Origin of the sequence: Shewanella rhizosphaerae, from assembly GCF_019457655.1 — a bacterium.
GTDB lineage: Bacteria > Pseudomonadota > Gammaproteobacteria > Enterobacterales > Shewanellaceae > Shewanella > Shewanella loihica.
Map to the genome: position 1 here is coordinate 3,398,668 of NZ_CP080420.1, position 26,400 is coordinate 3,425,067.

Sequence of the window (26,400 nt, forward strand, 5' to 3'; positions counted from 1 at the left end):
ACCAGACTGATGGCAGCGCTCTATCTCATCCGGCACGGTCAGGCCTCCTTTGGTTGCGCCAACTATGATCAGCTCTCAAACCTGGGCACCCAGCAGTGCCTCTGGTTGGGTGAGTACCTCAAAGAGCGCAGCGTCCGCTTCGAGCGCATCATCTGCGGCGATATGGCGCGCCATCGCCAGTCGGCCGAGGCGATCTGCCAAGGGCTTGGGCACCGCCTCGAATTTGAATGCCACCCTGGCTTCAATGAGTTTGACTTTATGACGCTACTGAAAGGCTTCGGCGAGGCAAACCCGCAGCACGCCATCAAAGATTGGCGCAATCCCCGCGAGGTGTATTCCTGTCTCAGGCTCGCCATGTTGGCCTGGTCGGAGAACGCCCTGCCCGCCGAGGTGCCGCTGGAAAGCTGGCAGGCCTTTCAGCAGCGGGTGGCCGACGGGCTGGATTTTGCCCGCCGCCAGCCCAAGGGCAACACTCTGGTTGCCACCTCGGGCGGCGCCATCAGCATCGCCCTGAGCCAAATCATGGGCTTTGGCCCCCAGACGGTGGTGAACCTGAATTTGCAGAGCAAGAACTCGGGGATCACCCACTGTTATTTCTCTGACAGCGCCACCTATGTTACCGGCATCAATGCCACCCCCCATCTGGATCGTCCAAACCGATGGGATTCGGTCAGCTACAGCTAAAGGAATCTACCATGAACTTCGAATTCTCACCCAAAGTACAAGCGCTGCGCGAACGTTTGCTGGCCTTCATGGATGAGCACATCTACCCCAACGAGTCCCTGTGGGAGCAACAGGTCGAAGAAGGCGATCGCTGGGAGTCACCGGCTATCCTGGCCGAGCTGAAGGCCAAGGCCAAAGACACCGGCCTGTGGAACCTCTTCCTGCCCCAAGTCTATGGCGAGTTCAGCCCAGGCCTGACTAACCTTGAATATGCGCCCCTGGCGGAGATCATGGGCCGGGTCTACTGGGCCTCTGAGGTCTTCAACTGCAGCGCGCCGGACACGGGCAACATGGAGGTGCTGGCCCGCTACGGCGACAAAGAGCAACAGGAACGCTGGTTACAGCCGCTGCTAAATGGCGAGATCCGCTCGGCCTTCTCCATGACAGAACCCGATGTCGCCTCCTCAGATGCCACCAACGTCGAGACCTCCATCGTCCGTGACGGCGACGAGTATGTGATCAACGGCCGCAAGTGGTATATCTCAGGCGCCTGCAACAATCACACCCAGATCCATATCGTGATGGGCAAGACTGACCCCGATAACAGCAATAAATACCTGCAGCAGTCTATGATACTGGTGCCGGCCAACACCCCAGGGGTCAAGGTCGTGCGCCCCATGAAAGTGTTTGGCTATGACGATGCCCCCGAGGGCCATGCAGAGGTGATTTACGACAATGTCCGCGTGCCGGTGGGCAACATGCTGCTGGGTGAAGGGCGCGGTTTCGAAATCGCCCAGGGGCGCCTCGGCCCAGGCCGTATTCACCACTGCATGCGCACCGTAGGGCTGGCCCAGCGCGCGCTGGAGCTGATGTGTGAGCGGGCCGAGACCCGTATCGCCTTCGGCAAGCCGCTAAGCAAGCAACAGTCGGTGCGTGAAGCCATCGCCAAATCGGCCTGCGAGGTTGAGCAGGCACGCCTGTTGACCCTCAAGGCCGCAGCCAAGATGGACCAGGGCGGCAACAAGGCAGCCAAGGACCTGATTGCCATGATCAAGATTGTCGCCCCCAACATGGGCTGCGCCGTTATCGACCGCGCCATTCAGCTCCACGGCGGTGGTGGTCTGAGCCAAGACTTCTTCCTGGCCAAGGCCTACACGATAACCCGCTCCATCCGTCTGGCGGACGGCCCGGATCAGGTGCATATGATGCAGCTGGGTCGCAACCTGGCCCGCGACGTTCACGCCCAAAACCTGGCCGCTCAACATCCTGCAAAACCTGTGGGAGCCGTATCATGAGCCGCGCCGTGGAAAACCTGGACCTCGATACCCTGCAGCCCTATCTCGAGGCCCATGTAGCCGGCTTTAAGGGGCCAATGCGAGTCGAGAAGTTTGCCGGCGGCCAGTCTAACCCCACCTTCAAGCTGACGACGGCGTCCGGCACCTATGTGCTGCGCCGTCAGCCGCCGGGCAAGCTGCTTAAATCCGCCCACGCGGTGGATCGTGAGTACCGGGTGCTCAAGGCGCTGGCCGACACAGATGTGCCGGTGGCCAAGGTGTATCACCTGTGTGAAGACACCAGCGTCATAGGCTCAATGTTCTACCTGATGGAGTACTGCGAGGGCCGCATCTATTGGGACGCCGCCCTGCCCGAGGTAAGCCGCGAGGAACGCGGCCAGCTGTACGACGAGATGAACCGGGTATTAGCGGCGCTGCACAACGTCGACATCGACAGGGTGGGCCTTAGCGATTACGGCCGGCCCGGCAACTATTTTCAGCGCCAGTTCGACCGCTGGAGCAGCCAATACCGCGCCTCGCAGACCGGTCATATCGAGTCGATGGAAGCCTTGATGACCTGGCTGGGCAGTAACATTCCCGAGGATGACGGCCGGGTATCCTTGGTTCACGGCGACTACCGACTGGACAACCTGATGTTCCACCCAACTAAGCCAAAAGCCGTCGCCCTACTGGACTGGGAGCTCTCGACCCTGGGCCACCCCTTTGCCGATCTTGGCTATCTCTGCATGCAGATGCGCATGCCCGCCATAGGCACAGTGTCAGGCCTTCGCGGCAAAGACCTGGCCGAGCTTGGGATCCCAGATGAGCAGGCCTATGTGGCCAGCTACTGCCAACGCACCGGCATAGATAAGATAGACAACTTCGGTTTCTACATCGCCTTTAGCTTCTTCCGCCTGGTCGCCATCATTCAGGGCGTCGCCAAGCGCGCCATCGATGGTAATGCCTCCAACAAGAACGCCGCCGAGCTGGGCCAACATGTAGGGCCACTGGCGGAAATGGCGCTGGAAGCCATCGCCGATCAGATTAAGGAGTAACGCCATGGACAATAAATCACTGTTTGACCTAAGCGGGCGTATCGCCCTGGTAACCGGCGCCAGCCGCGGCATAGGCGCCGCCATCGCCGAGCTGTTGGCCGCCTATGGCGCCCATGTGATTGTCGCCAGCCGCAAGGTCGAAGGTTGCCAGACGGTGGCCGAGCAGATCATCGACAATGGCGGCAGCGCCGAGGCGATGGCCTGTCATGTGGGGGATCTCGAGGCCATCCAGGCCACCTTCGAGCAGATCCAGGCCAAACACGGCAGGCTGGATATCCTGGTCAACAACGCCGCCACCAACCCCTACTTCGGCCATATTCTCGATACGGATCTCAATGCCTTCAACAAGACCATGGAGGTGAACCTGAGGGGCTACTTCTTTATGTCGGTCACCGCCGGTCGCATGATGCGCGAGCAGGGCCACGGGGTGATCCTTAACACCGCCTCGGTCAATGCGCTGCAGCCTGGGGAGATGCAGGGGATCTACTCCATCAGCAAGGCGGCCGTGGTCAGCATGACCAAGGCCTTCGCCAAGGAGTGCGCGCCGCTAGGGATCCGCTGCAACGCCCTGCTCCCGGGTTTCACCAAGACCCAGTTTGCCGGCGCCCTGTTCAGCAACGACAAGATCTATCAGCAGCTGATCGCCAGGATCCCCATGGGCCGCCACGCCGTGCCCAGCGAGATGGCCGGCGCCGTGCTCTACCTGGTCAGTGATGCCAGCAGCTACACCACAGGCGAAACCCTGGTGGTGGATGGCGGCCTGACGCTCTAACAGAGGAAGAATCAATGCAGTCGAATTTTGAAGGTAAGGTGGTGCTCATCACGGGCGCCGCCAGCGGTTTTGGCAAGCTGCTGGCCCAGCGTTTGGCCCCTCAGGGCGCCAAGCTGGTGCTGGGTGATATTAACGACACGGCGCTCGACGCCCTGTGCAGCGAACTGGGCGAGTGCGCGGTCGGTCTGCGCTGTGATGTCAGCATAGAGGCCGATCAGCTGGCCCTGGCTCAGCTGGCCGAAGAGAGTTTTGGCCGTCTGGATATCGCCATCAACAATGCCGGTATCTCGGCCCCCATGAAGAGCCTGCTAGAGACCACAGAGGCCGACATGGACCTTAGCTTCGCCATCAATACCAAGGGGGTGTTCTTCGGCATGAAGGCACAGCTCCCTATGATGCAGAAACATAAATGTGGGGCGATTCTAAATGTCGCCTCCATGGCCGGCATTAACGGCGCCCCCAAGCTGACCCCCTATGTGGCCGCCAAACATGCCGTGGTCGGCATTACCCGCACCGCGGCGCTGGAATTTGCCGCCCAGGGTATCCAGGTCAACGCCATCTGCCCCTTCTTCACCCCAACGCCTATGGTGACCGAAGGGGTCGATCCTGCACTAATCGAGCAGCTGACCCGCGCCGTCCCCATGCGCCGCCTGGCCGATCCAAACGAGGTGGTCAGCGCCATGCTGCACATGGTCAACCCGGACAACGGCTTTATGACCGGCCAGGCCATTGCCATCGATGGTGGCGTCTCTGCCATCTGATCCTCATTCACAACAATAACAAGGGTATCCCTATGACGAACGCCACCCTGTACCAAATTCACGGACGCACCGCCGTCATCGTACTCAACCAGCCTCCGGTCAACAGTCTGGGGCTGGCGCTGCGCACCCACCTGCTGGCCGACCTCAAGAGAGCCGAAGCCGATGAGTCGGTGGATGCCATAGTGCTCGCCTCTTCGGGCAAGCTGTTTTGCGGCGGCGCCGACATCAGCGAGTTCTCTTCCGACGACGCCCTCGCCGAGCCCAACCTGCCTCAGGTATGCGATGCCCTCGAGAACTCACCTAAGCTGGTTATCGCCGCCGTGAACGGCCTGGCCCTTGGCGGCGGCTGTGAGCTGACGCTGGCCTGCGACTACCGCATCGCCCTGCCTGCGGCCAAGCTGGGCCTGCCCGAAGTTAATCTCGGTATCCTGCCCGGCGCCGGCGGCACCCAGCGTCTGCCTCGCATCGGCGGCGTTCAGCTGGCGCTTGAGATGATCACCAGTGGTCGTCCCCTCGGCGCGGCGGCTATGCTGGATGCTGGCGTGATCGATAATTTGTATCAAGAGGGCGGCGACTTCATTCAGGCCGCGGTCGACTTTGCCCAGGAGCTGGTCGCGCAGCACAAGCCTAAGCGCAGCTGCTTCGAGATGAGTGTCGACACCCGCAATATCAGCAGTGAGATCTTTAACGAATTTCGCGCCGCCATTGCCAGACGCAGCCGCGGCTACTACGCCCCCGAGCGCTGTATTCAAGCGGTGGAAGCGGCCTGTGAACTGCCACTGGCCGAGGGCCTCAAGCGTGAGCATCAGCTCTTCATGGAGTGCCTGAATACGCCCCAGGCCCGCGCCCAGCAACATCTGTTCTTCGCCGAGCGTGGCGTTGCCAAGATCCCTGGCATAGACCCTAAAACTACGGCGACCCGCGAGATCCGCAAGGTGGCGGTGATAGGCTCTGGCACCATGGGCGGCGGCATCGCCATGAACTTCATCAACGTGGGGATCCCCACCCAGATCCTGGACCTCAACGGCGAGGCGCTTGAACGTGGCCTTGGGGTGATCCGCAAGAACTACGAATACACCCTCAAGAAGGGCAAACTGAGTCAGGCCCAGCTCGATGAGCGTATGGCGCTGCTCAGCGGCACCACAGATTATGCCGACATCGCCGATGTCGACCTGGTGATCGAAGCCGTGTTCGAGAAGATGGAGATCAAAAAGCAGGTATTTAAGACCCTGGATGCCACCTGTAAGCCCGGCGCCATACTGGCCACCAACACCTCCACCCTGGACGTGGACGAGATAGCGGCGGTGACCTCCCGCCCTCAGGACGTGCTCGGCCTGCACTTCTTCAGCCCGGCGAACGTAATGAGGCTGCTGGAGATAGTGCGCGCTAACAAGACGGCGCCGGATGCCCTGCTCACTACTGTGCAGCTGGCACAGCGCATCAAGAAAGTCCCTGTGGTCTCAGGCGTCTGTTGGGGCTTTATCGGCAACCGGGCGACCGACTCTTACCTGCGTGAGTCCATGTCACTGATCCTCGAAGGGGCGAGCCCGGCGCAGATAGACAAGGTGCACACAGAGTTCGGCATGCCGATGGGGCTGCCCTCCATGGTCGACCTGGCCGGTATCGACGTGGGTATCCTGACCCGGGAAGATCGCAAGGCGTTCACCACAGATCTGGACCCCAGCCACTTCGCCATACTGCACAAGCTCTATGACAAGCAGCGCTATGGTCAGAAGACGGGTCGCGGTCTCTATATTTATGAGGGGCGCGACAAGCAGGAGGACCCAGAGGTGCTTGAGCTGGCCGCCGAGGCCGCCAAGGAGTTTGGCGTGACCCGCCGCTCGCCTGAGCAGATAAGCGACCAGGAGATCCTCGAGCGCACCATCTACCCCATCATCAACGAAGGGGCGCGGATCCTGGAAGAAGGCATCGCCCTGCGGGCCAGCGATATAGATATCGTGCTGGCTTACGGCTTCGGCTTCCCCATCTTCCGTGGCGGCCCTATGCAGTATGCCGACGAGATAGGCCTGGAGACAGTGCTGACGGCGCTGAACAAGTACCGCGACACCCTGGACAAGGGAGAGCTGTGGTTTAAGCCTGCGCCCCTGCTGGAGCGACTGGTGAGAGAAGGCAAGACCTTCGCCCAATACCAGGCTTAGCTAGCGATTGGCGAATGGCCTTGTAGCTAACTCACGGCCAGCAAATACCTGCTGATAAACAAGGCGCGCCCTAGGGCGCGCTTTCGTCGTGATCGGATTTTGCCGAGGCTGGCTTTCGTTCTAGCAGCCTTTCGTTATAGCTGGCTTTGCACCATACAAGAAACAGCAATCACCAAGCTAAGTGCAAACCTGCCTGGTTCAGACTAGTTGCTATCGGGCTGCAGGCCACGGAAGAAGATGGCCACCATCTCATCATAGGTGCGTTGATACAGCTCGCCACAGGCCAGCTCCTCTGGCATACAGAGCCAACGCTGCACTATGTCGATGCGCAGCAGGTCATACATCTCACAGACGAGTTCAGGGGCGATATCGCCGCGTATGACCCCCTGCTCCTGCGCCCGCTTGACCCTGTCCATCCGCGGCTGGCGATATTCGGGCGGGAATAACAGATTCTTGCCTGCGGGCACCTGGGAGGAGTAATAGACGGAGGCGAAGAGATCCGTGTGGCGCATGATCATCTGCAGAATATGCCTGTGGGCGATCACCCACAGCTGAATCTCATTGAGGTTTGGCGGCACCAGGGCCGAACGCACATCGGTCACATTCTCCGTGGGCGATGGCCAGAGGTTAACCTGGCGCAACCAGCTCAGCAGTAGTTCCTCCAGCAACTGCGCCTTAGTGGGAAAGTAGTTGAAAAAGGTTTTCTGGCTAATGTTGGCCCGCGCTGCGATCTCATCGACCATTACCTCCTCGAAGGGCAAGGTCGAAAAGAGCTCCTCGGCGATATCCAGCAGGGTTTGACGCATCTGTAGCTTCTTGCGCTCCCTGAGACTCATCTCGGCTCTCTTCCCCCCAGCCTTAACCTCAGCCTTAACCTCAGCCTTACCTCTACCCTTAACCTCAGCCCTACCTTCTGCCATGCCCTCTACCTTCCCCTCAGCCTTACCTTCTGCCATATCGTCCGCCACCTAAAACCTCACCTTGAGCGCGCTTCAAGTGAAAATGCCTTTCCTGAAAACGCCTTTCTTTAAAACGCTTTTGTTAAAAACACTTTTCTTGAAAACGCTTGTCTCTCGAAAACTCTACTCTTAAAAACCCCGAAAACTATCCCGGCATTCTAACTTACCGCCTTGATAAAACGAACTTTCATTAGCTCGTCGCCAAGCCGGACTCGCCTCAGAGATGTCACGTTCGCACCACCCTAAATGTAAATTAATTTAACAATAAGTCGTAAGTATTAACATCATAATTGACATGTTTTTATAGTTACTGTAATTATACATTTGCTGTATAAGTAATGCCTAATGCCGAAATCCACAGATGGCTGCCGACCAAAAATCATAGTCGAAACGGCCGCAGGATACGGTGTCGCAGCGTCAACAAGACTATAAGAAATTTCAAGCAGGACAGTTAACGGCTCCGGCAGCAAGGACTGGGTTGACTTGAATCGAATACGCCAGGTGGTGCCATAGGGCTAATCACGGGTTAGCACGATATGACCGGCACCGGCCCATAACAACAATAGCGAGGCAGAAACATGAACGAGCAAACCTATCTCCAGCAGGTCAAAGCACTCCAAGCGGCAAGATGGCCCAAAGGCACAACCCGGGAACCCATCTACCCCCATGGCGAAAAGCCGGTCACCGAGTATCTCTCCGCCTGGGCGAGACTCAACCCTACCAAGGTGGCCATCCAGTTCTACGGCTATGAGCTGACCTACGCCCAGTTGGATGAGATGAGCACCCGCTTTGCCAACGTCCTCAGAGGGCTTGGCGTGGGCCAGGGTGACGGTGTTGCCGTGTTCATGCCCAACTGCCCGCAGTTTCACATCGCCTTTCTCGGCATCTTAAAGTGCGGCGCCGTGCACATGCCGGTGAGCCCACTGTCGAAAGAGATGGAACTGCGCCACCAGCTGGGTGACAGTCAACCTAAGGTTGCCCTATGCTACGACGCCCTGCTGCCCACCATGCGCCCCGTCTGTCAGGAGCTGGGCATAGAGCACATCATCACCACCAGCTATACCGATGTCAGGCCCCGCGCCATCACCGCCGTTCTGCCGGATCTGTTTGAGATCCCCAAAGCCCCCTTGGCAGATGGCATTATCGATTTCTTCGAGGCGATAGATAATGCGTCTAAGGAAGTGCTGGACTATATCCCGGCGCTGGACGATCTAGCGGCCATCAACTACACCAGCGGCACCACTGGCATGCCCAAGGGCGTGATGCACACCCACCGCAACATGATAGGCACCATGGCCTCTTACTATCCGGTCACCTTTGGCGAGGTCGGCCCCGAAGGCACAGATCTGGTGATGCTCAGCTTCCTGCCAGAGTTCTGGATTGCCGGCGAAGACACAGGCTTACTGCTCCCCCTGTATTCGGGCGCGACTCTGGTGTTGATGGCCCGCTGGGACACCAAGGCCTTTATGGAGCTGGTACACCACCACAAGGTCAATATGACCATCATGCTGATAGACAGCGTGGATGAGATCCTCAATCACCCTCAGCTCCACCAGTTCGACCTCACCTCGCTAACCACAGTGCCCTGTATCTCCTTCATCAAGAAGCTCAACCGAGACTACCGTCAACGTTGGCGCGCGCTGACCGGCACCACACTGTTCGAGGTGGCCTATGGCATGACAGAGACCCACACCTGTGACACCTTCACTCGCGGCTTCCAGGTGGACGACATGGATCTCTCCTTCGACCCGGCATTCCTTGGCTTGCCCGTGCCCGGCACAGAGATCAAGATCTGCGACTTTGTCACCGGCGAGCTCATGCCCCTGGGCGTAGAAGGCGAGATTCAGATCCGCACCCCAACCCTACTCAAGGGCTACTGGAATAAGCCAGATCTGAACAAAAACCTGTTTGAGGAGGGTGGCTGGTACCGCACCGGCGATCTGGGAATGATCACCGAGGAAGGCTTCTTCCGTTATCTGGGCCGCCGCAAGGAGATGCTCAAGGTCAACGGCATGAGCGTATTCCCCACCGAGGTGGAAAGCATGCTGGGCCAACATCCAGCCATCGCCTCATGCGGCGTCGTCGGTCGCCCCGACGAGCGCAAGGGTCAGGTGCCCGTGGCCTTCGTTACCCTAAAACCGGGCTTCGACGAGACCCAAGAGTCCCTGCAGGCCTGGTGTGTGAATGCCATGGCCATCTTCAAGGTGCCGGAGATCCGCATCCAGGAGAGATTACCTATGACCGCCACCGGCAAGATCCGTAAGGTGGATCTGGAGAAAAGTTTATGACACGTGTTTTTAATCGGATCCTGATTGCCAATCGGGGTGAAATCGCTATCCGTATCGCACAGACCTGTGCCGATATGGGCATCGACAGCCTGGCAATCTACGCCGAAGACGACAGTCAGTCGCTGCATACCAAGAAGGCCGATCAGGCGGTGGCCCTCGAGGGCCGCGGCGTCAAGGCGTACCTGGATATCGAGCAGCTAATTGCCGTGGCCAAGGCCCATGGGTGTGATGCAGTGCACCCCGGCTATGGCTTCCTGTCTGAAAACAGCAGCTTCTCCAAGCGCTGTCACGAGGAGGGGATCTGCTTCATCGGCTCGTCGGCCGAGCTCTTAGATCTGCTGGGCAACAAGGCCACAGCGCGGGAAACCGCCCTGCGCTCAGACACGCCGCTCACCGGCGGCATCAACAAGCCCTGCAGCCTGGAAGAGGTGCAAGCCTTCTTCACCAGCCTGGGTGATGGCGCGGCCGTGATGATCAAGGCCCTGGCCGGCGGTGGCGGGCGCGGCATGCGTCCCGTCAGCCGCTACGAGGATCTCGCCGAGGCCTATCGTCAGTGCCGCGAGGAGGCGATCATCGCCTTCGGCAGCGGCGAGCTGTACGTGGAGCAACTGGTACAACATGCCCGTCATATCGAGGTGCAGATCTTGGGCGACGGCACGGGCGCCGCGGTGCATGCCTGGGAGCGCGAGTGTACCCTGCAACGCCGCAACCAGAAGCTGCTGGAGATCGCCCCCAGCCCGAGCCTTGACGACGCGACGCGCATGCCGATCATCGAGGCGGCATTGCAGCTCGCCAGCGACGTGAAATACCAGGGCCTTGGCACCTTCGAGTTCCTGCTGGATGCTGACGATCACAGCAAGTTCTACTTCATGGAGATCAACCCGAGGATCCAGGTGGAGCACACCATCACCGAAGAGATCACCGGCCTGAACCTGGTCAAGTTACAGATATTGCTCGCCGCCGGTAAGACGCTGGCCGAGCTGTCACTGACTGAAGCGCCGATCAAACGCGGCTGCGCCATTCAGGCGCGCATCAACCTGGAGCAGATGCTTCCCGACGGCAGCACCAAGCCTGCCTCAGGGGTGATCAAGGCCTACCAGGTGCCTAACGGCCATAACGTGCGCGTGGATGACTACCTGTACGCAGGTTACAAGGTCAGCCCCAGCTACGACTCATTGGGCGCCAAGATCATCGCCAAGGGCGAAGACTACAGCGCCGCGCTGAACAAGGTCTACCTCAGCCTCAAGGCGCTGAATATCGACGGAGTGCAGAGCAACAAGGCCCTGCTGATGAACCTGCTGCAGCGTGAAGAGGTGCAGCACAACCGTCTCAGCACCCGCTTCGTCGAGGCGCACATGGCCGAGCTGTTGGCCGATGACGACCACCACGAGCACTTCTTCAACATCGCCAGCGACCAGCAAGAGACGGTGCAGGCGGTAAATATTCCCGCCGGCTGCGAGGGGGTCAAGTCCCCCACCGCAGGCGTGCTGGTGCAGGTCAACATCGAATCTGGCGATGAGGTGTACGCCGGCCAGGAGATCGCCGTCATCGAGGCGATGAAGATGGAGATCCCGGTAAAATCTGAGCACGCAGGTATCGTCACCGAGGTGCTAACCGGCAATATCGGCGAGGTGATCGACGAGCATCAGATCTTGGCGGTGATTCAGCCGGGCGAGGTCTCAGTCACCGGCGGTCAGACCGAGATGGAGATCGATCTCGATTATATCCGCGCCAACCTGGCCGAGTTCTTCGACCGCCGCGACAAGACCCTGGATGAGAGCCGCAGCGATGCCGTGGCCAAGCGTCATAGCGAGGGCAAGCGCACCGCCCGGGAAAACCTTAACGATCTCCTCGACGAAGGCAGCTTTAACGAATACGGCCAGCTGGCCATCGCCGCCCAGCGGCAGAAGCATGCCATCGACAAATTGGTGGAGATCAGCCCGGCCGACGGCAAGATCACCGGCATAGGCACGGTCAACGCCGATAACTTCGGCGAGGAAGCCGCGCGCTGCGCCGTGATGTCCTACGACTACACTGTCATGGCGGGCTCACAGGGCTTGGTCAACCACAAGAAGACCGACCGCCTGCTGGAACTCTGTAAGAAGTGGAAACTGCCACTGGTGATATTCGCCGAGGGAGCCGGTGGGCGCCCCTCGGATACCGACTACCCTGGTGTGGCCTTCCTGAACCTGCACACTTTCTCCTCCCTGGGCGAGTTGTCAGGTTTGGTGCCCACCGTGGGTATCGCCGCCGGTAACTGTTTTGCCGGTAACGCGGCACTCTACGGCGTGTGCGATCTCACCATCGCCACCCGTCAGGCCAGCATAGGCATGGCAGGGCCGGCAATGATCGAAGGCGGCGGCCTGGGCGTCTTCAAACCCGAAGAGGTTGGGCCGCCGTCGGTACTCAGCCCCAACGGGGTGATCGACATCCTGGTTGAGGATGAGGCCGAGGCGGTTGCGGTCACCAAGAAGTACCTCTCCTACTTCCAAGGGGATCTGAGCGAATGGCAGGTGGCGGATCAGCGCAAACTACGCCACCTGATCCCCGAGAACCGCATGGCCATCTATGACATCCGTGAAGTGATAGACACCCTGTGCGATAAGGACTCGGTATTGGAGCTAAGGCGCGAGTTTGCCAAGAATATGATCACCGCCATGGTGCGTATCGAGGGCAAGGCCTACGGCCTATACGCTAACGACCCACGCTTCCTCGGCGGCGCCATAGATGCCGATGCCGGCGACAAACTGGCCCGCTTTATCCAGCTGTGTGACGCCCATGATATCCCTATGATCTCCCTGTGCGACACCCCGGGCTTCATGGTGGGCCCTGAGTCGGAAAAACGCGCCACTGTGCGCCATATCTCCCGCCTCTTCGTCCACGGCGCCAACAGCACTGTGCCTCTGTTCGCCCTGGTGCTGCGTAAGGGCTACGGCCTGGGCGTCATGGGGATGACGGGTGGCGGCTTCACCGCACCTGTGTTTACCGCCTCCTGGCCAAGTGGCGAGTTTGGTGCCATGGGCATAGAGGGTGCGGTGCGTATCGCGGCCAAGCGACAGCTGGAGGCAATAGAGGACCTTGAGGAGCGCGAGGCCACCTTCAAGGCCATGGTGGATAAGCTCTACAGCCACGGCAGCGCCATCAATACCGCCAGCTATCTGGAGCTGGATGCGGTGATCGACCCCATGGAGTCCCGCGATTGGATCGTTCGCGGCCTGGCCTGCCTGCCAAAACCCGAGAAGCGCAGCGGCAAGAAACGTAACTGTATCGATACCTGGTAAAGCCCAAGGCTGTCAAACAACTCATTTTACCGGTATCAGATAAGCCCAAAGCCGGTCAGTGCAACGCACAGGCTGGCTTTTTTTATCCCTGTCTCCTGGCGCCGGCATCTTCAATGCCTGAGCCCTCTCCCTCCCACTATCACTTCCCACTATCACCTATTTAGTTCCCCAGTCAGCACACAGATTACCCCGACAGCGGGCTGCCAGGGTAATCTGTGCACTCGAGTAATACCTAGGCGCCAGATAGCAAAATGCCAGTCGGTGAGCACACGCGACTGGCATTGTTTGCTATGGGTTATCTATCGCTCACGCCTTAGACAGCCCTTGAGCAACCCTAGGACTGGAACCAGGCGTCCTGCATATCGAAGGGCACACTGTTATGGCTCTCCAGCAGGGCGATCTGCGGGTCGATCTCCGGCAGTTCCCACTCCAGGTAGTAACGCGCCGCCTGCAGCTTACCCTGGTAGAAGTTGGCATCATCGACAGACAGAGTCCCCTCTTCGGCAAGCTTGGCCGCGGCGATATTGGCCTGCTGTAGCCAGATCCAGCTGGCGGTGATGCGGCCAAACACGTCCAGATACAAAGTGGCGTTGGCCAGGCCAAGGTCAGGGTCTTTGGCCAGCATGGGTAGCAGCACGGCATTGAGCCTGCTCAGCTTGCCAAGCGCGGCGAGCAGGGAATTCCCCATCTCGGCCGTCGCCTCTCTTGCTGTCGCCTCTGCGGCAGTGGCTTCCACCGCCTTCACGAACAGCTCATAGGCGGCCATGTTCCCCATAGGCACCTTACGCCCCAGGATATCCAGGCCGTGGATCGCCTCCGTGCCTTCATGGATTGGATTGAGGCGGTTGTCGCGATAATACTGCTCCGCCGGATACTCGCGGATATAACCCGAGCCACCGAGCACCTGTATGGCCAGATCGTTGGCCTTGAGGGCGTACTTTGAGGGCCATGACTTAACAATGGGCGTCAACAGGTCCAGCAGCATGAAGGCCTGCTGGCGGGCCTCTGGCGTATCTGCCGTGTGGCTATCTTCAAACAGCGAGCTGGCATATAGACACAGCGCCAGCGAACCTTCCACATAGGCCTTCTGCGCCAGCAACATGCGGCGCACATCGGCATGTTGCACGATAGGGATCTGCTTGGACTCTGGATCTTTGTTCGATGGCAGACGTCCCTGAGGACGCTCGCGGGCGTATTCCAGGGAGGCATTGAAGCCCTGATAGCCCAGCACCGCCGCCGTGCTGCCGACGAAGATGCGCGCCTCATTCATCATCTGGAACATGTAGGCCAGGCCCTTGTGGGGCTCGCCGACCAGGTAACCCACGGCGCCGCCCTTCTCGCCAAATGACAAGACGGTAGAGGTGGTGTTACGAAAGCCCATCTTGTGCAGCAGACCGGCCAGGGCCACGTCGTTGCGCTCCCCCTGGGAGCCATCGTCATTGACCAAGAACTTGGGCACGATAAACAGGGAGATCCCCTTGACGCCGGCCGGGGCGCCCTCGATCTTCGCCAGGGTCATGTGAATGATGTTCTCTGTGATGCTCTGATCGCCGCCTGAAATAAACATCTTCTGGCCCGTGATCAGATAGCTGCCGTCGGCCTGTGGCACCGCCTTGGTGGTGATATCCGCCAGCGCCGAACCTTGGCCCGGCTCTGTCATCGCCATGGTGCCGGCGAAGCGGCCCTCCTGCATGGGGGGAATAAATTTAGCCTTCTGCTCGTCGCTGCCAAAGCTCTGGATCAGGTTAGCCGCTCCCAGACTCAGGCAAGGATAACCGGCGGTGGCGGTATTGGCGGCGCTGAAATAGGCCATCGCGGCGCGCAGTATGATCTCTGGCAGCTGCATGCCGCCATCTTCGAAGTCATAGTGGGCAGCCAGAAAGCCAGCATCAGCAAAATGATCCCAGGCCTCCTTGGTTTCCGGGATCATCTGCACCCTTTCACCATCGAAGGTCGGCTCCTGCTCGTCCCCCTTGTGGTTGTGATTGGCAAAGTATTTCTCGGCGATGGTTTTCGCCGTCTCCAGGGTGGCGTCAAACACCTCGCGGCTGTGCTCGCAATAACGGGGGCGCTGCAGTAGTCCTTCTGTGTCCAGGAATTCATACAGCAGAAAATCCATGTCGCGGGCATTGAGTAGTTGTACTGTCATTGGGAAACTCCATTAACGTCTGCGAAAATTGGCCTGGTGAACCGCGCTCTGGCACAAAAGCCCTCACGAGTGAGGGCGCTGTGGCGCAGGGTCAAGATCTGCCCGGCCGGTATAAATTGGGTACCTCAACCTAAGACGACACCCAATTAACTCAATAAAGTCTGATGAAACGGCAGCGCTATCTCCGCCGTTTTATCAACCATTAGGATTAACACGCTACATCAGCGGCAAGGCGATTTGCGATGCCTGGGCACCACCTACGCTTAGGGAGAGCTGCGCCTCGGGATACGGCGGCGCCTCCATATTGTCTTTGTCTCCGCCCATGATGGCGACGCGCAGACGATTGCCTTTGTTGATGCGATACACCACGGGCATGATGTCGAAGTCGGCTTCGACCACCTCACCCGGCGTCAGCAGTTGCTGATCCTCCTTTAAGGCGCGATGCCAGGGGATATCCAGATTATTCCAGGGCGCCTTGTGCTGCTTGCGCAGGGATAATCTCAGATTGCCTTCTGTGATGTAGTTGGAGCTACCATCGGCCTCCACCTCTTCCAGCAGGGCATACACATCCGCATCTGGCGTGCTGGCCGAGACGAAGAGTTTGACCAGCGGGATACCGGCGATCACCATATCCTTGTCGAGGGGCGCCGTCGTAAAGGTCAGCGAATGCCCGTCGTTGGCCGTCATATCCGGATAGTTGACCTGGGTGCCATAGTTGGAGTCCCAGCGAGTCGCCGTGCCCGTCGTGGTCAGATCGTTGACCTGATAGGCAAGCAGCGCGCTGGCATCGGGTTTCTGGGTCGACAGCACAGGCGCCTGAGTCGACAGCAGATGATCTGTCACCAAGTCGCTCTTGGCGCTGGATTCACCAAAATAGAAGCTGGTGCGGGCCTTCTGGAGGGGGAACTGGGGCAACGAGATCCACTGCCACTGCTTACGCATGCTATCCACCTCGGCCACATGAATTTGCGGCCCATCCATCACGCCGTTCTTGATCCCCTTGAGCCAGTAGTCGAACCAGCGCTGAAACTCGGCGCCATATACTTTGTCACGCTCCAGCTTTTCCGCCTCATTATTGGTGACGTGGGACCAGGGGCCAAAGGCCATCTTCTGCGGGCCGTGATAGTTTTCGAAATGCACTAAGGTGTCTGTGGTGTAGGGATCATGCCAGGAGCCGAAATGGTAGATGGCCACGCCAGACTCATTGAGGGCAGTGTTTATCGCCGAGGGCATATCCTTGTACCAATCGAACTCGGGCGCGGTATCGTCGCGCAGCTTCGCCGCCGCGAGTGGCGCTATGGGGTCGAAGTTGGTGGCATGCTCCTTCACGGCGGCCGCCGCCAGAGTGCCATCGGTATCGGCATCCACCGGCGTTGGCTTGCGTACCTTATCTAGGTACTGGGTACCCTTGCCCCAGCTTTCCACCAAGTCCTGACGCATTATGCCGCCACGGCGAACGGCGTCATAGAGGCTAAAATAACCGTTTTCCGGGGTGATCGCCTTAAGCGCCGGATGCTTAGTGCTGGCGGCCATGTACTGGGTGATCCCCATGTAAGAGAGGCCATACATACCTATGTTGCCGCTGCTGTACGGCCGCTTGGACAGCCAGTCGATGACATCATAGGCATCGCGGGTCTCGGGCGCGCTGAATAGCCCCTGATACCGACCGAAAGAGGCCCCGCCGCCACGCACGTTTACGCTGGCGATCACATAGCCGTGTCTGGCGAGACGCTGCAAGATGGCATCGTCGTCTATGTTGGTGACTCCCGGCTCAAACTCTCTGTGGTAGCGAGAATAGGTCCAGAGTACGGGTAACTTTTCTTTCGTCACCACACCGTGGTTGGCCGGGCGCGAGATATCCGCCGCCAGCTTGGTGCCGTCGCGCGTGGTGATGTACTCTGAGTTGGTCACCCAGCCATCGAAACGCTCCTGGGAGTAGCCTTGGTAGTGGCCAAAGCTGGACACCTTACTATTTTCACTAAGAGCCTGTTCACTAAGAGCCTGTTCGCTCTGCCCAGGCTGGTTAGTTGCAGACTCAGCCGCGGCAATTACTACGGGAGTTACACCAGCCGAAATCGTCAACAGGCCGGCGGCCAGCCAGCAAGCGGCGCGCTGTGATTTTCCCCTAACTTGTTCCATGTCTCATTTCCTATCTGTTATTGATCTTATTGCGCTTACTTCAACTTAAGCCCTTCCCTCCAGGGTTATCCCTTACCGCAGAGTTATCCCTTAGCGCCCCACCTTCGAGGCCTGGCGATGCACACACATCGCCAGGGAAGGAATAAAAAGCGGCTCCCTGACGACAGTGTGCAGTCTTTAAGTCAGGGAAGCCGGGGAAAAGCTGTGCTCTAGTAGTTGTAAGACAGGCTCACACCAAAGGTTCGCGGCGCGTTATATTCGCTATAGCCACTGTCCAAACCATCCAGATAGAAGCTGTTGCGATAGGTCTTGTCGGTCAGGTTGCGCCCCCAGACAGCCACACTCCAGTTGTCGGCCGGACTGAAGATCTCCGCCCGCATATTGACCAGGGTGTAACCCTTCTCGCGATAGATGGGTTCGTTAGACACAGACAGCCAGTAGTCATCCTTGAAGGAGGCATCCAACTGGATGAAACCTTCCAGCTCGGCGCTGAGCTGATAGTGATAACGGGCGATCAGGTTGCCGCTGAACTTAGGCGCGTTGTTGAGTTCGTTCCCCTGAATATCGATCACTTCACCGAAGATGTTAGTGATGCCGACATCGGCAGACTCGAACTTAGTGACCTTGTCGACTTCGGTGTCGAGCAGGCCGATAGCGGCGCGGATCTCGAAGTCCTCGGTCGCCATCCAGCGCAGATCCAATTCGGCGCCCTGCATGATGACGTCACCCAGGTTACGCAGGCCGTTGAAGACGCCGCCGGTTGACTGGTCAACCTCCTGGATAGCCGACTGGAAGTCGCGGTAGTCGTAGTAGAAGGCCGCGCCGTTGATCTGTACGCGATAGTCTTCCAGAGTCGACTTGAAGCCCAGCTCCACCCCGTTGTTGCGCTCCGGCTTGTAGGGACGGATAGCGTTAGGGTTGGTCAGGAAGCCACCAAAGAAGCCGCCGGACTTAAAGCTGCTGCCCACACTGGCATACAAGAGGGTATCCGGAGTGACCTTCCAGTCCAGGTTAACCTTCCACGACGGGTCGCTCTCGTCATAGTGAGACGTGTTGCCTCGCGCCAGATCGTAGCGGCCGGTAACTGGGTCCCAACCGATGAAGTTGGCACAGTAGGTCGGACTATCGGGATCTGTGGTGTTAAGGCCATTAGCCGTACAGATCCAGGTGCCGTCATTGACAAACACGTCGCCGACATAGTCCTTCTTCTCCTGGGTGTAACGCAGATCCACCGTAGTCGAGAGGGTGTCGCTGATGGCATAAGTGAGCTGGGCATAGCCTGAGGTCACCTCGGTATCCTGGGTATAGGCCATGGTGCCGCAGCCCGGGAACTGCTTCCAGTCGGCGTAGACGTTGGCGGCAAAGGAGCAGTTTCTCAGGTCGTCCAGGTTATCTTCTGCATACACCAGACCCACCATCCAGTTGAAGTCGCCACCATAGTTGGACAGCAAGCGCAGCTCCTGGCTCCATGAGCTGGTGTCAGAGTCATACTGGGTGACATACATCTCGTTGAGATCGCCACCATTGAGGCGACCATAATCGCGACTGGCTTGCTCCCAGGCCTCTTGATCCTGACCAGGGCCAAGACCCACCGAGCCGACACCGTTGCGATGCTTAAACTGCATCTGGGTGTAGTTGGTGATAGAGATCAGCGAGTAATCGGAGAAATCCCAGTTCATGTTTAGCGACACTGAATGGTAGGTGTCGTCGTTAGGATGCACCCTGGCATCGGCGCCGCTGTATGGGTCGCCATCGGCGCTGGCGCGGTTCATGTTGATACAGCTAGCATCCGGGATACCGGTTTGCAGCACGGCGTCACAATAGGCCGGCGTACCATCCTGGTTGTAGGGTATATTCATCGACGGCAGCCCAGGAAAGCCCGCCAGCGGTCCCTCCCAGTAGGCGTTGCTGTCCAGCAAGCCCGTGACCTCGGGAATCGACGCCTCTGAAGTGTCACGGCCATAGGTATATCTGAGATCTGCCGCGAAATAGTCGGCTGGCTCATAGTGCAGGGTAAAGCGTGCCTGCTGCTTATCTTTGCCACCCTGATCGCGATTCAGATAGGTGTTGTAGTAGTAACCGTCGCTGGTCTCTGACTGCACGGCGAGGCGCACCGCGGCGACCTCGCCCAGCGGCAGGCTGGCACCGGCGCGGATGTTGAGCGAATTATAATTACCGTAATCCACCGCCACATTGGCTTCCGTGGTCTCCAGCTCTGGTCGCTTGGAAGAGAAAGAGATGGCGCCGCCGGTAGAGTTGCGTCCATACAGACCGCCCTGAGGCCCCTTGAGCACCTCTACCCTATCGGTATCGAACATAGCGAAGGCACTATAGATGCCATAGGGCTGATAGACGTCGTCGACGACCACGGCCGTATTAGGCGTGTTGTTAGTGTTGTAGTCCTGCAGACCCACACCGCGGATCACGAAGATAGGGATGCCGCTATCGTCTGAGACGGCGACCTCCATGTTAGGGATAAATTCCGCCAGAGCCGACGCCTGATAGGCACCGAGATCTTCTAGCTCATCGGCTTTAAACGCGGAGATCGCGATGCCGACATCTTGCATACGTTGCACACGTTTTTGCGCCGTCACCTCGATGACTTCGAACGCGCTCGCCTTCTGCTCTTTCGCTTCTTCTGGCGCCTGCGCTTCTTCTGCAAAAACTTGACCTGAAATAGCCCCAAAAACCGCCATGGCCAAACAACTTAGCTTCATGTTGCTCCGACTTACTGCTGCTCGGGAGCGTAATAAGTGATTGGGTTTAATGTATTTTTCCATCATCCTATCCTTCCTTTATTACGTTTTATATTTATTAGGATGTTGGCGATGTGGAAATCAGCCGCACCTCCTTACCGAGTCCTGCACTAACTGCAATATTTATTGCCATAGCACCTATTCCCCCCGCGGTACATCAGGCCACAAACATAAGCAAAGACTGTAAGAATCGAGTATATGGAGCGCATTACCAATTTTTAAATTTATTATAATGATTGTGTAACATTCATGATGGTGATGATGAATCATTCATCTACCCCCATAGCTCCCCTAAAAACCCCTACCCCTTGTAGGGGCTCGTTTTTTAAGCAAATCTGGCTCTATTACACCAGGGAAAACGCAATGATTGAGAGAGAAAAACAGGTTCATAGATGGCCCAAACCAGCAAGCTCATCGGAGCTGTTACAAAGAGTTAAAGCCAATTCGCGCCAAACCATTGGAAATAAAAAAGGTCAAATCGAAGAGATAAGAGATACAGGTGTAAGCAGGCTTTTGACCCTCGGCGGCAGGACGTCGCCGCGGAGCGTATAGGGACATATTCAAATAACATCCGTGTTTAAATGCCAGTTCGGCATCCATGCCTCTCGTTCGCGAACGCGAAGCTGCGCTTCACTCACCGTGTCAAAAGAGTGCTTGCACATACGTCGTTCCTTCACATCCATGTGATCACGACATTGGTACCTCCATGTACTGCACCCGCCGGGCAGGCGTTAGATTGCCATGAAGGTTAAAGCTTCAAAAATCTAACTTGACGCAATAACCGTCCAAACTACGAGCCAAATTAGGTTAATAGGGTTAATAGGGTTAATAGGGTTAACGCTAAAACCCGAGATCCATCTGCGCCCCATGCACCTCCTCATCCAGCCCGGCCCCCACAGCCTCACTCTCGAGCCCGACCGACACCCCCAGCAGACGAATGCCTCTACCCGCTCGGCGATCCAGCGCCTGTTTAAGCAGGTCGTAAAAAAGCTTCACCGAGACCTCGTCGCTGCGCTGCTCTATGGTGGTCTGTTTAAAGTCGTCGAACTTGAGCTTAACCACCTGCTTGTGAATGCGACGCGACTTGGCGCTGCGACTGATACGTCCGGACAGCTCCTGAATAAGCTGGGGCATCACCGCCTGGCACTGCTCATAGGTGTAGATATCTTTGGCCAGGGTGGTCTCGACACCGACAGACTTACGCTCCCTATGGGGCGAGATGCCGCGAGGGTCTATCCCCTGCGCCCTGTCATACAAGACCCCGCCAAACTTACCGAAGCGCTCCATCAGGCTCTGACGGCTACAGGCCTGCACGTCGGCGCAGGTAATTAATCCCATGGTTTCCAGCTTGGCGGCGGTCACCTTACCGACACCGGGGATCTTAATCAGCGGCAGTGTCTTCACAAACTCGGGGATCATCTGCGGGGTGATCACATACTGGCCGTTGGGCTTATTGAGATCCGAGGCTATCTTGGCCAGAAACTTCACCGGCGCGATGCCGGCAGAGGCGGTGAGCCCGGTCACCTCGAAGATCTCCCGGCGAATCGCCTCGGCGATCAGCGTAGCCGAACCCTGATGCTGGGTGCATTCGCTGACATCCAGATAGGCTTCATCAAGCGACAACGGCTCGATCAACTCAGTATAGCGGGCAAACACCTCACGGATCTGCGCCGACACCTCCTTGTAGACAGACATGCGGCCGGGCACCAGGATGAGATCCGGGCAGAGCTTGAGGGCATAGGCGGAGGCCATGGCCGAGCGCACGCCAAACTTGCGCGCCTCGTAGTTACAGGTGCTGATGACACCGCGGCGATCGCTGCGTCCGCCCACGGCAATGGGCTTGCCCCTGAGCTCGGGAAAATCACGCATCTCGACCGCAGCAAAGAAGCAGTCCATGTCTACATGAATAATCTTTTTCACCTTAATACCTCCATCGCCAAGAATACTGTACATTTAAACAGTATTCAATCACTTCGCGATGAACGACAGCTATGCTGTCAGACGACAGGCAGCAAAAAGCCACCCTAAGGTGGCTTTATCTCTGTTTCATGGCGCCGAATGGCTAATGCATTATATCGGCTCAGTCTATTACATTTTAGACTGGAGGTAGTTCTGCAGACCTATCTTGTCGATGAGGCCCAGCTGCTTCTCTAGCCAGTACATGTGATCAGACTCAGTCTCTTCCAGCAAGACCTCTAACAGCTCGCGGGAGACGTAATCCTGCTTTTCCTCACACAGGGCGATGGCTTCACGTAGGTTGGCCGCTACTTGATACTCATAGTTGAGATCATTCTGCAGCATCTCCTGGGGATCTTTACCTATGTTTAGCGCCTCGCGACTGGCCACATCTGGTGTGCCCTCGAGGAACAGAATCCGCTGCACCAGCTTCTTGGCATGTTCGCGCTCATCGTCAGACTCGTGAGAGATCCGCTCGTGCAGCTCGTTAAGCCCCCAATCTTCATACATCAAGCCGTGGACAAAGTATTGATCCATCGCCGACAACTCACCGGTGAGCAGCTTGTTGAGGGTGTCGATCACTTCCTGATTGCCTTTCATGCTTCTCTCCCTATTCAGATTCCATCTGCGACTGCAGGTAATTTTGAATGCCCGTCATCTTAATCAGATCTTGCTGCGCCTCGATCCAGTCCAGATACTCCTCCTCGTCTTCGAGTAGGTCTTCGAGGATCTCGCGGCTCACATAGTCTCGCTCCGTCTCACACAGGGCGATCACGCTGCGCAGCTCGACCAACTGCTCTTCGAGCATGGTCTTGTCGCATTGCAACATCTCTTCCGGGTTCTCACCTATGCGCAGCTTCTCGAGCTGTTGCAGATTAGGCAGGCCTTCGAGAAACAGCACCCGCTCGATCAGCTTGTCGGCATGCTTCATATCTTTGATCGACTTCTTGTAGCACTTCTCATTGAGCTCTTCCAGACCCCAATTTTTGTACATGCGTGCGTGCAAGAAGTACTGGTTGATGGCCGTCAATTCGAAGGTCAGTATCTTGTTTAACTGACGAATGACGTTCGGATGACCCTTCATTTGATCTCCTTAGTAAGATTTGATCTAAATCAATATTTAAGCCTAGAGCAATTTTCACCCAATTACAAATAAACATTAAGTTTCAATTAGTTATCAAAGAAAATCGTTCTCATTCGCGCTTTGATTACCAAGGCGATTAAAGATAATAAATCCAGAGTGTTAAGGGCGATACAAAGCGGAAGGCGCTAAGGAGGAGACGAGTCTAGGTGGAGGCGAGTCTAGGTAAAGAGTGATGAAAACAGGGGTAACAAAAAAGGCCCCGAATGGGACCTTTAGTAGCGACGCCTCAAAGGCGTGGGCTAGATGATACGATCTTTGGCCAGCTTCTCGCGACGGGCCTCTTCTTCGGCCATCTTCGCCTTACGCTTATCGCATGGATCGTCACAATCACAGGCCTTCTCGATACCCAGGGCACCCAGACCACCGCAGCTGCCGGCAACCGCCTTCTGCTTCACCAGGTAGCCGATAGACATAAGAACGAAAAACAGTAGTAATACCACAAAAGCCGCTAAAAAAGTGCTCATCACTGACTCCAGATACACATAAGTGGCTATTTCGCTTATGTGTCTAACCATTCGCTAACTAGTTGACTAGCTCATAGGCTAGCTAATCAACCGACATGCAAGACTGCATTTAAGAGTGCGCCTAGCCACTATATTGAGCGGGCCGGCGCACCGATGGACGCTATTCTATCACAAACCCACGTAGGGCTTAAAGGCATCGCTATAGTAGACCTTGAAACCTTGCGCTTGCTTCTCGATCAACATGATGGCCAGATGCTCACGCTCGGCCAGCGCCAGCGAGGCCTCTGTGCCCAGCACCATCATGGCGGTGGCGTAACCGTCGGCGATCATGCTCTCCTTGGCCAGCACGGTCACAGAGGCAAGCTTGTGGTCGATCGGGTAGCCGTTGCGCGGGTCGATAATATGAGTGAAGCGTTGCCCCTCCTCCTCATAGTAGTTGCGATAGTCGCCGGAAGTCGCCATGGCGATGTTGCCAGGCTCCAGCAGCTGCTGCACCACGCGCTCATCCTCGTCGGGCTGTTCTATGGCGATCACCCAAGGGCTGTCATCGGCCTTGACGCCATAAAGGCTGATCTCGCCGCCTATCTCCACCAGATAGCCTTTGGGTTGATACTTGCTCAGCAGCTTGGCCACCTTGTCGACCCCAAAGCCCTTGGCGATGGAGGAAAGGTCGACATACAGGGCAGGATTGGTCTTGCTCAGCTTAAGGCCATCGACCTTAAGATACTCGATACCCGTCTTGGCCTTGGTTTCGGCGATCAGCTCGGCGCTCGGCACGCGAGTCGGACGCTTGTCGGGACCGAAGCCCCAGAGGTTTACCAGCGGGCCCAGGGTGATGTCCAGCGCACCATCTGTCTTACGGTAGAGGTCGATACCCGTCTGCACTACCTTGGCCGTGTCTGGCGATACCGTCAGGCTAGATTCGAGCGTCATCTGATTGAAGCGCGACAGCTCAGAGTCTTTACGATAGGTGGACATCTGATCGTTCACCTGCTCAAGCGCCAGGTCGATCTCCGCCTGAAGCAGCTGCTCGTCGGGCATCTGTTTATCGCCGACAAATTTGATGTGGTAGGTGGTGCCCATGGTCTGTCCAGACATAGTAATCATCTTGACAGGTTGGCTACAGGCCGAAATAAAAAAGGCTAGTCCCGCCAGGACTAACCCCTTGATAAAGGTCTTATACATATTGACCATTGTCCTTAATGATAACCCGGTAACACACTCCCTAAGGGCCATTAGCGCCTTAGGGAGCACGATAATCACGGCAATAATATCACAAGAATGATTGCTTAGCCGCCGAAGTCATCCAGCAGGATGTTTTCATCTTCAACGCCAAGATCTTTAAGCATGCCGATAACCGCCGCGTTCATCATTGGAGGTCCACACATGTAGAACTCACAATCTTCTGGCGCTTCGTGGTCACGTAGGTAGTTTTCATACAGTACGTTATGGATGAAGCCTGTGTAACCATCCCAGTTATCTTCGGGTTGTGGGTCAGACAGGGCCACGTGCCATACGAAGTTATCATTCTCGGCCGCCAGGCCATCGAAATCTTCAACGTAGAACATCTCACGCTTAGAACGCGCACCGTACCAGAAGCTCATCTTACGCTTAGACTTAAGACGCTTGAGCTGGTCGAAGATGTGTGAACGCATTGGTGCCATACCTGCACCACCACCGATGAATACCATCTCGGCATCGGTGTCTTTCGCGAAGAACTCACCGAATGGGCCAGAGATAGTCACCTTGTCGCCAGCCTTCAGGCTCCAGATGTATGAAGACATCTTACCGCAAGGCAGAGACAGGTTACGTGGAGGCGGTGTCGCGATACGTACGTTCAGCATGATGATACCTTCCTCTTCAGGATAGTTCGCCATTGAGTACGCACGGATTGTCTCTTCGTCTACCTTAGACTCCAGCTTGAAGAAGCCAAAGTGCTCCCAGTCACCACGATATTCTTCTGGTACGTCGAAATCGGCGTACTTAACATGGTGCGCAGGCGCCTCGATCTGAATGTAACCACCGGCACGGAAAGGCACAGACTCGCCATCAGGGATAGCCAGCTTAAGCTCTTTAATGAAGGTTGCCTTGTTATCGTTAGAGATAACTTCACATTCCCACTTCTTGATACCGAAGATCTCTTCTTCCAGTTCGATCTCCATATCTGACTTAACGTTCACCTGACAAGAGAGACGACAACCGTTACGGGCATCGCCCTTTGAGATATGGTCGAGTTCTGTTGGCAGAATATCACCGCCGCCAGACTTAACGATCACCTTACACTGGCCACAAGAACCACCGCCACCACAAGCCGACGATACGAAGATACCGTTATCAGCCAGAGCGCCCAGTAGTTTGCCGCCCGCAGGTGTTTTAATTGCTTTATCTGCATCTTCGTTGATGCCGATAGTAATATCGCCACTCGGAACCAGTTTTGATTTGGCGAACAGAATCACCAATACCAAGACCAGTACGATGGCTGTAAACATACTCACACCGAGGTATACATCGATTGGAGTAGATTCAATAATACCCATTAACTTATCCTTAAAGGTTCAAAATCAGAAGCCGTTAAGGTGT

The 26,400-nt window shown here is 57.0% G+C and carries 18 protein-coding genes; 8 read left to right on the top strand and 10 right to left on the bottom strand.

Annotated elements, in window-relative coordinates:
* The first annotated feature begins 9 nt into the window (after positions 1-9).
* The 6 genes from K0I63_RS14795 to K0I63_RS14820 are packed head-to-tail and all read left to right on the top strand — an operon-like array spanning position 10 to position 6,684.
* Positions 10-684 (top strand): histidine phosphatase family protein, encoded by a 675-nt coding sequence (locus K0I63_RS14795; protein WP_220081521.1) that lies wholly within the window; start codon positions 10-12, stop codon positions 682-684.
* An 11-nt stretch (positions 685-695) separates the two neighbouring features.
* The gene (locus K0I63_RS14800; protein WP_220081522.1) at positions 696-1,958 is read left to right on the top strand and encodes an acyl-CoA dehydrogenase family protein; all 1,263 of its coding nucleotides are present in this window, start codon (positions 696-698) and stop codon (positions 1,956-1,958) included.
* Positions 1,955-2,992 carry a phosphotransferase family protein gene (locus K0I63_RS14805; RefSeq protein WP_220081523.1) on the top strand — a complete coding sequence of 346 codons (1,038 nt, stop codon included), beginning with the start codon at positions 1,955-1,957 and terminating at the stop codon, positions 2,990-2,992. Before K0I63_RS14800 ends, K0I63_RS14805 begins: the two co-directional genes overlap by 4 nt.
* A gap of 4 nt (positions 2,993-2,996) precedes the next feature.
* The gene (locus K0I63_RS14810; protein ID WP_220081524.1) at positions 2,997-3,764 is read left to right on the top strand and encodes an SDR family oxidoreductase; all 768 of its coding nucleotides are present in this window, start codon (positions 2,997-2,999) and stop codon (positions 3,762-3,764) included.
* A gap of 14 nt (positions 3,765-3,778) precedes the next feature.
* Positions 3,779-4,525: an SDR family NAD(P)-dependent oxidoreductase gene (locus K0I63_RS14815; RefSeq protein WP_220081525.1), complete on the top strand. Its 747-nt coding sequence runs from the start codon at positions 3,779-3,781 to the stop codon at positions 4,523-4,525.
* Positions 4,526-4,557: 32 nt separating this feature from the next.
* On the top strand, positions 4,558-6,684 hold the full coding sequence (locus tag K0I63_RS14820) for a 3-hydroxyacyl-CoA dehydrogenase NAD-binding domain-containing protein (protein ID WP_220081526.1): 2,127 nt from the start codon (positions 4,558-4,560) through the stop codon (positions 6,682-6,684).
* Between the two features lie 203 nt (positions 6,685-6,887).
* On the opposite strand, the gene K0I63_RS14825 is transcribed toward K0I63_RS14820, so the two are convergent.
* Positions 6,888-7,520, bottom strand: coding sequence for a TetR/AcrR family transcriptional regulator (locus tag K0I63_RS14825; protein ID WP_220081527.1), 633 nt, complete (start codon positions 7,518-7,520; stop codon positions 6,888-6,890).
* A gap of 701 nt (positions 7,521-8,221) precedes the next feature.
* Here K0I63_RS14825 and K0I63_RS14830 point away from each other — a divergent pair.
* Together K0I63_RS14830 and K0I63_RS14835 are read left to right on the top strand one after the other, a co-directional pair.
* Positions 8,222-9,931, top strand: a complete 1,710-nt coding sequence (locus K0I63_RS14830; protein ID WP_220081528.1) for an AMP-binding protein — start codon at positions 8,222-8,224, stop codon at positions 9,929-9,931.
* On the top strand, positions 9,928-13,212 hold the full coding sequence (locus K0I63_RS14835) for a carboxyl transferase domain-containing protein (RefSeq protein WP_220081529.1): 3,285 nt from the start codon (positions 9,928-9,930) through the stop codon (positions 13,210-13,212). Before K0I63_RS14830 ends, K0I63_RS14835 begins: the two co-directional genes overlap by 4 nt.
* 334 nt (positions 13,213-13,546) lie before the next feature.
* Here the strand turns inward: K0I63_RS14835 and K0I63_RS14840 are convergent, their stop codons facing one another.
* The 9 genes from K0I63_RS14840 to nqrF form a co-directional block, all read right to left on the bottom strand.
* Positions 13,547-15,361 (bottom strand): acyl-CoA dehydrogenase, encoded by a 1,815-nt coding sequence (locus K0I63_RS14840; RefSeq protein ID WP_220081530.1) that lies wholly within the window; start codon positions 15,359-15,361, stop codon positions 13,547-13,549.
* Between the two features lie 216 nt (positions 15,362-15,577).
* Complete coding sequence (locus K0I63_RS14845) at positions 15,578-17,500, bottom strand: CocE/NonD family hydrolase (RefSeq protein WP_220081531.1); 1,923 nt, start codon at positions 17,498-17,500, stop codon at positions 15,578-15,580.
* Positions 17,501-17,709: 209 nt separating this feature from the next.
* A complete protein-coding gene (locus K0I63_RS14850; protein WP_220081532.1) occupies positions 17,710-20,217 on the bottom strand; it encodes a TonB-dependent receptor in 2,508 nt (835 codons plus the stop codon).
* A gap of 879 nt (positions 20,218-21,096) precedes the next feature.
* Entirely contained in the window at positions 21,097-22,176 is a 1,080-nt protein-coding gene (gene dinB / locus K0I63_RS14855; protein ID WP_220081533.1) for a DNA polymerase IV, read from the bottom strand.
* Between the two features lie 168 nt (positions 22,177-22,344).
* The gene (bfr, locus tag K0I63_RS14860; protein ID WP_011866669.1) at positions 22,345-22,812 is read right to left on the bottom strand and encodes a bacterioferritin; all 468 of its coding nucleotides are present in this window, start codon (positions 22,810-22,812) and stop codon (positions 22,345-22,347) included.
* Between the two features lie 10 nt (positions 22,813-22,822).
* The gene (gene bfr, locus K0I63_RS14865) at positions 22,823-23,296 is read right to left on the bottom strand and encodes a bacterioferritin (protein WP_011866670.1); all 474 of its coding nucleotides are present in this window, start codon (positions 23,294-23,296) and stop codon (positions 22,823-22,825) included.
* Between the two features lie 299 nt (positions 23,297-23,595).
* Positions 23,596-23,820: a (Na+)-NQR maturation NqrM gene (gene nqrM / locus K0I63_RS14870; RefSeq protein ID WP_011866671.1), complete on the bottom strand. Its 225-nt coding sequence runs from the start codon at positions 23,818-23,820 to the stop codon at positions 23,596-23,598.
* Between the two features lie 168 nt (positions 23,821-23,988).
* On the bottom strand, positions 23,989-25,005 hold the full coding sequence (locus tag K0I63_RS14875; RefSeq protein ID WP_220081534.1) for an FAD:protein FMN transferase: 1,017 nt from the start codon (positions 25,003-25,005) through the stop codon (positions 23,989-23,991).
* 104 nt (positions 25,006-25,109) lie between these two features.
* Complete coding sequence (gene nqrF, locus K0I63_RS14880; protein ID WP_220081535.1) at positions 25,110-26,357, bottom strand: NADH:ubiquinone reductase (Na(+)-transporting) subunit F; 1,248 nt, start codon at positions 26,355-26,357, stop codon at positions 25,110-25,112.
* Positions 26,358-26,400: the final 43 nt, after the last annotated feature.